At 53.9% G+C, this 9,701-nt stretch carries 8 protein-coding genes and 2 pseudogenes; 7 read left to right on the forward strand and 3 right to left on the reverse strand.

Annotation, left to right across the window (positions count from 1 at the left end; translation table 11 throughout):
- Positions 1-89 precede the first annotated feature (89 nt).
- From IKE44_RS08940 to IKE44_RS08955, 4 genes and pseudogenes are all read left to right on the forward strand, one after another.
- Positions 90-1,502 carry a Na+/H+ antiporter NhaC family protein gene (locus tag IKE44_RS08940; RefSeq protein WP_287465671.1) on the forward strand — a complete coding sequence of 471 codons (1,413 nt, stop codon included), beginning with the start codon at positions 90-92 and terminating at the stop codon, positions 1,500-1,502.
- A gap of 200 nt (positions 1,503-1,702) precedes the next feature.
- Positions 1,703-2,131 (forward strand): annotated as a pseudogene (locus tag IKE44_RS08945) (acyl-CoA thioesterase); the annotation flags it as partial.
- Positions 2,132-2,267: 136 nt separating this feature from the next.
- Positions 2,268-3,767, forward strand: a complete 1,500-nt coding sequence (locus IKE44_RS08950) for an aminotransferase class V-fold PLP-dependent enzyme (protein ID WP_121678139.1) — start codon at positions 2,268-2,270, stop codon at positions 3,765-3,767.
- Positions 3,768-3,838: 71 nt separating this feature from the next.
- Positions 3,839-5,032: an acyl-CoA dehydrogenase family protein gene (locus IKE44_RS08955; RefSeq protein WP_049624283.1), complete on the forward strand. Its 1,194-nt coding sequence runs from the start codon at positions 3,839-3,841 to the stop codon at positions 5,030-5,032.
- 102 nt (positions 5,033-5,134) lie between these two features.
- Here IKE44_RS08955 and speE read toward each other — a convergent pair whose 3' ends face one another.
- The 3 genes from speE to nsrR all read right to left on the reverse strand — a co-directional run bounded on the left by speE (position 5,135) and on the right by nsrR (position 6,875).
- Entirely contained in the window at positions 5,135-6,028 is an 894-nt protein-coding gene (gene speE / locus IKE44_RS08960; RefSeq protein WP_033014118.1) for a polyamine aminopropyltransferase, read from the reverse strand.
- A 29-nt stretch (positions 6,029-6,057) separates the two neighbouring features.
- Positions 6,058-6,267 carry a hypothetical protein gene (locus tag IKE44_RS08965; protein ID WP_033010925.1) on the reverse strand — a complete coding sequence of 70 codons (210 nt, stop codon included), beginning with the start codon at positions 6,265-6,267 and terminating at the stop codon, positions 6,058-6,060.
- Positions 6,268-6,428: 161 nt separating this feature from the next.
- Positions 6,429-6,875 carry a nitric oxide-sensing transcriptional repressor NsrR gene (gene nsrR / locus IKE44_RS08970; RefSeq protein WP_033014120.1) on the reverse strand — a complete coding sequence of 149 codons (447 nt, stop codon included), beginning with the start codon at positions 6,873-6,875 and terminating at the stop codon, positions 6,429-6,431.
- Positions 6,876-7,047: 172 nt separating this feature from the next.
- On the opposite strand from nsrR, the gene hmpA reads away from it, so the two are divergent.
- The 3 genes and pseudogenes from hmpA to IKE44_RS08985 all read left to right on the forward strand — a co-directional run.
- Positions 7,048-8,283 (forward strand): NO-inducible flavohemoprotein, encoded by a 1,236-nt coding sequence (hmpA, locus tag IKE44_RS08975; RefSeq protein WP_049624284.1) that lies wholly within the window; start codon positions 7,048-7,050, stop codon positions 8,281-8,283.
- A gap of 212 nt (positions 8,284-8,495) precedes the next feature.
- Positions 8,496-9,398, forward strand: a complete 903-nt coding sequence (gene purU / locus IKE44_RS08980) for a formyltetrahydrofolate deformylase (protein WP_287465675.1) — start codon at positions 8,496-8,498, stop codon at positions 9,396-9,398.
- A 109-nt stretch (positions 9,399-9,507) separates the two neighbouring features.
- Positions 9,508-9,701, forward strand: a pseudogene (locus IKE44_RS08985) (Replication termination protein); the annotation flags it as partial.

Genomic DNA, 9,701 nt, shown 5'->3' on the forward strand with positions numbered 1-9,701 from the left:
AACTATGTTCTAAATAATCAACAAAATCATAAACGAACAGCATTATGGCTATCCTTGTTAACAGCAAGATCGCAAAGGGGGATGCCGGTGTGGAAGGAACATGGTGGTCGCTATTGCCTTTTCTTTTGATCATTCCGCTCGCCATTTGGCTGAAAGAAATTTTGCCCGGTCTTATAGCCGGGCTGCTTGTCGGGGCGTTTTGCCTTGAGCGGTCGCTTGTTGGCGGCATCGAGCGGGCGCTGTCCGCCATTGTTCATTCGCTCAGCGATGTTGAACAGATGAAGGTGGCGGCGTTTTTGTACTTGTTCGGCTCGCTTATTGGCATGATGCAAATCACCGGTGGGATCAAAGGGTTTGTCGAGAAGCTTTCTGGGCGCATCCGCACGAAGCGCAGGCTTTTGTTGTTCGTTTGGTTGACGGTGCCGGTGACGTTTTTTATGCCGATGTTCCGCATTATGCTCCTCGGTCCGGTGATGAAGGCGGTGCTTCGCCAGTTTCGCATCGACCGGCGCCGGATGGCGTACATCATCGATGTGTCCACTGAACCGATCATCGTGCTTCTGCCGGCGGCAACGGCGTTTGTCGGCTTTATGACGTCTGTTGTAGCGGCGGCGCTGGCGCAAAACGATATTCATGAACCGGCGTATGGCGTTTTTTTGCGCAGCTTGCCGTACAATCTGTTTGCCATTATCGCGCTGATAATCGGGCTGCTGACGACGATGCTGAACATCCGCATCGGCAAGCCGCGGGCGAAAAAAGGAGAGGAGAAAACAAACGAACTGCACGGCCTCGGGCTGCGCAAAGAATTGTCCCTTGTTACAGGAGAGCCGCTTCACCTTTTTGTCCCGCTGGCGTTGCTGCTCGGGCTAACGTTCGCTTTTTTTGCCTATGATGGTCGGCGGCGCGGGGCGCACGGCTGGCTAGAAGCGTTTTCGCAAGCGGATGCAACATGGGCGATGCTGTTGGCGCTGTTTGTGACCCTTCTTCTCTCGATGGGGTTTTATGTATGGCGCAGGCAGTCGCTGTCGGAGTTGATTTACCACTTTTTCGCGGGGGGCAACGAGTTGATGGCGCCGATCGGCATGCTCGTTCTTGTTTGGGCCGTCTCCGCGGTGGCGGGGGAGCTCGGCTTTACCGCTTACGTGACTTCGACGTTTGGGACATGGCTTCCCGGGACGTTTGTGCCCGCGGCAGTGTTTTTGGCCGGATCGTTTTTGGCGTATTTTATTGGGTCCTCGTGGGGGACATGGGGCATTTTCATGCCGCTTGGCGTCACGCTCGCGCACGCGACTGGAGCGCCGCTTGAGATGACGGTCGGCGCGGTGTTTGCGAGCGGAACGTTCGGCGCGTTTGCCTCGCCGCTTGGCGATACGACCATCACGACAGCCGCCATCATGGATATGGACTTGATGAACTATGCGAAATACAAACTGCGCATTTCCTTGATTGGCGCCGGGCTGTCGCTTGCCGGGTACGTGCTGCTTCCGCTTTGGGCCGGGTGAGGAGAAGCGAACGCTTCGCTCTCCCTGCTCCTCACCTCTATCTAAACTATGTTCTAAATCATCAAATATCAAAAACAAAACAGTCGCATCCATAAGCGAATCAAGCTATGATAAAAAACAACATACTGACTAGTTGGTAGACACACTGCTGTGTCTGCCGTCAAAAAGGGGAGAGGGAACACGAATGAAAACCGCACACGATTACGGTCAATCCGCGTTTTTGTGAAACAGACGCGCTCGGACATTTAAGCAACATCAGCTATTTTATTTATTTGGAAGAAGCGCGCACCCGTTTGTTCGATGAGCTGAGCTACGGCGGACGAACGGACGAATGGCACTTTATTTTGGCGTCTACGAAGTGCGACTTTATTCGCCAAGCGTTTTTCGGGCGGCGGTTGCGGGTGGAAACGAATGTCTCCCGCATTGGCAACAAAAGCTTTCAATGCATCCATCGCATCATGGAAGAGGAAACAGGAAGACTGATCGCCATCGGAGAGGCAGCGGTCGTCCATTTTAATTTCCAAACTCAAACGAGCGAACCATTGCCCGATGACTTGCAGACCATGCTTGCCGAATACCTTGCGCCGTCCGTGGGGGAAACGATTTCGCCGTTATCGTGCAAAAAAAGGAGTAAAAAAGGGAGTGGAATATCATCCGCCTGTACGGCGGATTTTTCATTTTCAACTTTCCCACGTTTTTTTGGACCGAACCACCGAAGGCAACATACTTTGTAAATAGACGAAATGGCGGAAAGGGGGAATCAACATGGCCATTCACGCTGTGATCGGCAATGCGGTGTATACATGCCGAGGAGAGCTTGAGACGTATTTTCAGCCGTTTCGCGATGGAACGATCGGCCGCTTTCATCCGTTTTCCACCCCGTTTGGCGAGCAGCGGCTTCTTTACGCCGACTGGACGGCAAGCGGACGGCTGTATCGCCCGATTGAGGAGAAAATGGCCCGTGAACTCGGCCCGTTCGTCGGCAACACCCATACTGAGTCGAACGTGACCGGGACGAAAATGACGCTTGCGTATCGCTATGCGAAAGAACTCATCAAACAACACGTCCATGCCAAAAAAAGCGATGTTTTGATCATGCAAGGCGCCGGGACCACAAGCGCCGTCAACAAGCTGCAGCGTCTGCTTGGCTTGCGCGTACCGGAGCGGTGGAAGCGCCGCTTGTCCCTTCATGATGAGGAGCGGCCAGTCGTTTTTGTCACCCATATGGAGCACCATTCAAATTTATTGCCATGGGTGGAAACGATCGCTGAAGTCGTGACGATTCGGCCGACCCAAAACGGGGATGTCGATCTTGACCATTTGCGCGAGCTGCTGGAGCGCTACCGCGATCGGCCGCAAAAGATCGGCGCATTCACCGCCTGCTCGAACGTAACTGGGATCGAAACGCCGTATCATGCCTTGGCGAAACTGATGCATGAATATGGCGGGCTTTGCTTCGTCGACTTTGCCGCTTCCGCTCCGTATGTGCGCATCGATATGCACCCGGATGACCCGATGGAACAGCTAGATGCCATTTATTTTTCGCCGCACAAATTTCTTGGCGGACCGGGAAGCGCAGGAGTGCTTCTCTTTGACAGCCGGCTGTATGACCAAAAGGCGCCTGACCATCCAGGAGGCGGAACGGTGTATTGGACCGACCCGTGGGGGCATTACGAATACGTAGAGGCAATCGAAGAGCGGGAAGACGGGGGAACGCCGCCGTTTTGGCAAACGATCAAAGCAGCGCTCGCCATCCAGCTGAAAGAGCAAATGAACATAAAACGAATGCGCGCCCGCGAACAGGAGCTCGTATCGCTCCTATTACCGGCGTTAAAAGACATTCCCGGCGTCCGCGTGCTTGAAGGACATCGGGACGACCGTCTTGGCATCATCTCATTTGTCATAGATGGATTGCATTACAACCTTGTTGTCAAACTGCTGAATGATCGCTTCGGCATTCAAGCGCGCGGCGGTTGTTCATGCGCCGGGCCGTACGGCCATTATTTGCTTGGCATCGATCAAGAGCAGTCCGCCGCCTTGCTCAACGAAGTCAAAAGCGGCAACTTGTTGGCAAAACCGGGCTGGGTGCGCGTGTCGCTTCATCCGACGATGACGAATGAAGAAGTGTATACGATCCTTCATGCCGTCCGCCAAATCGCCCGCCATGGCGCCCGCTGGCAAGAGGAGTATGTATACGATGCGGCGAAAAACGAGTTTGTCCATCGCCACGATGACCGATATGTCCGCCATTTCTTTCTGTTGTAATGCATTTTCATTTCCTCATCAATGCAAAACCGGTACAATAGAGGCATCCTGGAAAAAAGAAGGGGAGAACGATGAACGAATTGTACCATCTGCTTGTGCGGACCGAACGGGAAGAAGAGCTTCACCGCCGGGCATGGCGCCTCGCCGAACAGTTTGCCGCCCGCGCGGCGCATTATGATGAGCGGGCCGAGTTTCCGTTTGCCAACTTCGCTCTGTTAAAAGAAGCCGGATTTCTGTCGTTGACCGTCCCGGCCGAATACGGAGGCGGCGGGGCCTCGCTGTACGAGCTCGTGCTCGTGCAAGAGACGCTGGCCCAAGGCGACGGCGCCACCGCCTTGTCACTCGGTTGGCATTTAAGCATTGTCATGCGCCTGTATTTGCTGCGCCGCTGGCCGGAAGCGGTGCTCATCCGCCTGGCCAGCGAGATCACGGAACGCCATGTGTTGATAAACAGCGCCCATTCTGAACGGGCAACCGGCAGCCCGGCGCGCGGGGGAAAACCAACAACAACCGCTTGTTTCCGCAACGGCCGCTGGGTGCTTCATGGGCGAAAAGCGTTTGCGTCATTGGCGCCGGCACTCGATTACGTGCTAATTTCCGCCACGATTGACAGCAGCGGCGAGGTCGGCGAATTTCTTGTCCCGATGAAAACCTCGGGGCTTCGCATTGAGCCGACATGGCACACGCTCGGCATGAAGGCGACGCGCAGCGATGACCTCATCCTTGATGGCGTCGAGGTTGAACCGGAAGCGCTCGTGGAGATGCTGGAGAAACCGGTCGGTGCAGCACCGGCACAAGGATGGCTTTTGCATGTTCCGGCATGCTACTTAGGGATCGCCATCGCCGCCCGCAATGAGGCGCTCCGCTTTGCCCAAACGTACCAACCGAACACGTTGTCGCAGCCGATCGCCTCGACGCCGGAGGTGCAGCGGAAAATCGCCGAGATGGAGTGGCGCCTCGTTCACGCCCGTCATTTTCTGTATAGCATCGCCGATTTATGGGATCGATACCCTGACAAACGTCATGAAATGAAAGAGGAACTGGCAACCGCCAAGTTCATTGCGACGAATACCGCGCTCGAGGTTGTCGATTGGGCGATGCGCATCGTCGTGGGACAAAGTTTGTATGCTGATAGTCCGCTTGGGCGCTATTACCGCGACGTGCGCGCCGGACTCCATAACCCGCCGGCTGACGACTTGACGATCGCGTGGCTCGCCAAGCGGGCGCTTGCCGGCAGTCGAACGCGCGCAAAAGCTGACGCCTAAGCAGCCAACCAATGCAGGTTGACTCAAGAACATTCAACGTGTGTTTTCCAGACAAATCGAAACCGCTGTCCCTAAATGCGAGGGACAGCGGTTTTTTAACGGTCATTTTCCCGTGTTTTCGTTCTCTGCCTCCAGCGCAGCGCGCAAAAAGGAAGGCAACGCGAAGCATTGGCGGAATACAGCGTCATTGACGTATTTTGTATCTTCGGGAATCGCTGTTTGCTTCGGCAGCTCAAGCGGCCGTTTCGAGCCGATTGTAAAGCTCCACAATCCGCCCGGGTACGTCGGCACAACCGCCGTGTACACGAGCACATGCGGGAACAATTCGCGAATGTTGCGGTATGTCCGCTTCAAAATATCGAGATGGAAAATGGGCGACTGGCTTTGGCACACCATGAGCCCGTCCTCTTTTAATGCCCGGTGCACGTTGGCATAAAACTCCGGTGAAAACAGCGCCTCAGCCGGGCCGACCGGGTCGGAGGAGTCGATCATGATGACGTCGTACTCGCGTTCCTTTCCGCGCACAAAGGCGACACCGTCGCCATAAATGAAGTGGACGCGCGGGTCGGACAAATTGCCGGAGACGGCCGGCAAATGTTCTTTGCACGCCCGGACGACCTTCTCATCAATTTCCACCATCTCGATCGCCTCGAGGCGGGCATACTTAGCCGTTTCTCTGGCTGCCCCGCAGTCTCCCCCGCCGATGATCAGCGCCCGTTTGGCTTCCGGATGAAACTGAAGCGGCACGTGCGAAATCATCTCATTATAAATATGGCCGTCAATCGAGGTCGTTTGCACGACGCCGTCCAGTACGAGCATGCGGCCAAAATCATACGAATCCAAAATCATGACATGCTGATACTCGGATGGCTCGGCAAAGATCACCTCTTTGATCCGGTAGCTAATTTTCAAATTGTCGCGGTCATCTTCGGTGAGCCAAAGCTCTCCGTTGTCCATATGCAAGTAAGGGGGTAAAGCGCTTCCTTCGTGTTTCATTGTGACCTCCTTTAGTCATGCAGATGTTTTCACACCTTTCTAATCTTAATATATTCTTCGTCTTGTGGCAAACAAAGGGGATGTGATCGGCCGGTGCCGGACGTGTTCATCCCGCCGCCCATGTTCGACGACTGGTTGCGTTTTTCCGGCCGCTCCTCGTCTTGGCCGCCGCAGCCGGCACAAAGGCTGACCGCTAACGCGCAAATGGCGGCAAGCGGCATCATCCATCGTTTTCGCATCTTTTCCTCCTCCTTTCGTTTCCATCATAAACTGAGACGGCGGGCGACGACCACGACATCGTATGATTCCATCGTTCCGTCTCCCTTCATGCGGCGATGCTTGCTTATAGTGTGCCTGTTCGGCAAAAAATAACACTCCCCGGCACCCGGCCGGAGAGTGTCTATCGATCGCGCCGCTTTCCAAGCAAAGCACGAAGCGACGTACGGTTTTCAAGCAAATCAGCGAGCGTATACGCATCGAGCACACGCAAAAACGCTTCTAACGCCTCGCGAAGCGCAAAACGGAGCCGGCATGAAGGCGTCAGCACGCATTCATTACCGTGAGCGGCGAAGCACTCCACAAGCGACAAATTGTCTTCCGTCTCGCGAACGACCGCACCGATGACAATCTCCTCCGGCCGTTTCGCCAGGCGAATCCCGCCGTTGCGTCCGCGGATCGTTTCGATGTAGCCAAGCTTGCCGAGCTCATGGACGATTTTGCTTAAATGATGCTCAGAGAGGGAAAACGCAGTGGAAATTTCTTTGATATTTGTTTTTTCGCCTTCATCGAGCGTTCCTAAAAACAGCAGCACACGCAACGCATATTCTGTATAGTTCGTCAGCTGCATGGTCATCCACAACCTTTAGACAAGATGGTTGCTTCCATTGTATCACACCTGTCTGTGCGAGGGAATTGTGAACAATTTATTAAAGATGTATTTGAAATGTTGCTTTTTCACTATGCGTATGATTGAATAAAACATGTATTTAAAATACATGTTTTATGAGAGGAGATGAAACATGGCTAAGACAACGGCTTTGCACCCAAAAACGATTGAAATCGTCAAATCGACCGTACCGATGTTGGAGCAGCACGGCGAACAGATTACCAAACGGTTTTACCAATTGATGTTTTCGAACCATCCAGAATTGTTGAATATTTTCAACCATGCCAACCAAAAACAAGGGCGGCAGCAACGCGCCTTGGCGGCAGCCGTGTACGCGGCAGCGCGCTATATCGATCAATTGGACGCCATTTTGCCGGTCGTGCGGCAAATCGGCCATAAACACCGGAGTTTAGGCATTAAACCGGAACAATACCCGATTGTCGGAAGGCACTTGCTGCTAGCGATCAAAGACGTGCTCGGCGACGCTGCCACTGATGACGTGATAACGGCTTGGGCGGCAGCGTATGAAGCCATTGCCGCTGTTTTCATTCAAGTCGAGAAGGAGCTCTACGATGAAGCTGCGGCCAAGCACGGCGGCTGGCGCGGTTTCCGCCGCTTTGTCGTCACAAAAAAGGTGAAGGAAAGCGACGTCATCACGTCGTTTTATTTCGAGCCGGAAGACGGCGACGCCATCAGCGACTATTTACCAGGTCAATACGTGAGCGTAAAACTGGACATCCCTGGTGAAACGTATACGCACATTCGCCAATACAGCTTATCGGACGCCCCTGGCAAAGGGTATTACCGCATCAGTGTCAAACGGGAAGCAGCAACAGCGGAAAAACCAGCCGGCATCGTGTCGAACTATTTGCATGACCACATTCACGAAGGCGATGTCGTCGAGTTAAGCGCTCCAGCCGGCGACTTTACGCTCGACTTGACACACGAAACGCCGGTTGTGCTGATCAGCGGCGGCGTTGGGGTCACTCCGCTTTTAAGCATGGCGAATACATTGGCCATCCGTCAGCCGAATCGTCCGGTGACGTTTCTTCAAGCTGCCCTAAACGGCCGCGTGCAAGCCTTTGACGAAGAGTTGCGGGCATTGGCCAAACGCCCGTCGTTTGCCTACCATCTCTGTTACGAATCGCCGTCTGAAGACGACCGCCGTCATCCGCATTTCGGCAAAGAAGGACGGATCGACCTTGCTTGGATGAAAACGGTAATTCCGACTCGCGACGCTGACTTTTATTTCTGCGGCCCAGTTCCATTTATGAAAACGGTCTACCGCGCCTTAGCAGAGTGGGGCGTGCCGGAAGAACGCATCCATTACGAATTTTTCGGCCCGGCCGGCGATTTGACGAAAGACTGATCACGGGCAGACCAAAGGGTGTCTCCTACATAACGAGACACCCTTTGATCTGCCATTTTACTCGAGGGGAGATGTTCTTTTGAATATCGCCCCTTCCGCCGCAGGGGCAAAGGCGGCTTTTCTTGCAAAAAAGATGGACTGTGCAGTTGGCAAGCGGATGATTTTTTTGTATGATGAAAACCAAACGACGGAAAGAAAAGGGAGAGAACAACATGACGACATTTCGCCAACATCGCTTGCAATCATTTTTGCAAGGCTATGAAGATCGCGCCCGCCTGCTCATTTCCTGTCCGGATCGTCCAGGTATTGTCGCCGCGGTCACGTCCTTCTTGTATAAGCAAGGCGCCAATATCGTCGAATCGAGCCAATACTCGACCGATCCGAAAGGGGGTACGTTCTTCCTCCGTTTGGAGTTTGACTGCCCGAACATCACGGAACGAAAAGACCAGATCGAAGCGGCCTTTGCCCCGATCGCCGCTGAATTTCAGATGCGTTGGCAGCTTCGGCTGCACAACGACATTCGGCGAATCGCGATTTTTGTCTCCAAAGCTGAGCATTGTCTGCTTGAACTTCTTTGGCAATGGCAGGCGGGAGAGCTGATCGCCGACATCGCCCTTGTCATCAGCAACCACCCCGACTTGCGCGAGACGGTCGAGTCATTTGGCATCCCTTATGTGCATATTCCGGTGACGAAAGAAACGAAAGCGGACGCCGAAGCCGAACAAATCCGTCTGCTTCGCGACTATCAGATCGACACGATCGTGCTTGCCCGCTACATGCAAATTTTGTCGCCGGCGTTTGTCGCTGAATTCCCGGGACGGATCATCAACATCCACCACTCATTTTTGCCCGCCTTTATTGGTGCGCGTCCGTATGAGCGGGCGTATGAGCGCGGCGTCAAATTGATCGGCGCCACATCGCACTACGTCACCGACGATTTGGATGAAGGGCCGATCATCGAGCAAGACGTCGCCCGCGTGGACCACCGCCACCATCCCGACGATTTAAAGCGGATCGGCCGCCTGATCGAAAAAACCGTGCTCGCCCGGGCGCTCAAATGGCATTTGGAAGACCGGGTCATCATCCACGGAAACAAAACGATCGTGTTTTATTGAACCCAAGCGGGAGAGGATTTTTCCTTTCCCGCATGGTATAATGAAGATAAGCAGGATTTGGCCGCCCAAAGAGCGAAATTTCATCCGTAGGGAAGGAGGGAAAAAGCCTATGGGAGAAAAACGGACGCCCAGCGGTTTTCTGTTAAAACAACGTGCGTTTTTAAAACTGTATTTAATCACGTTAACGGAACAAGAACGGTTGTATGGACTGAAGCTGCTTGATGTGCTGCGCCAAGAGTTTAAACCGTTCGGCTACCAGCCGAACCATTCCGAAGTGTACAAAGCGCTCCACGATTTGATTGA

It is taken from the genome of Geobacillus sp., from assembly GCF_017515625.1.
GTDB lineage: Bacteria > Bacillota > Bacilli > Bacillales > Anoxybacillaceae > Geobacillus > Geobacillus stearothermophilus.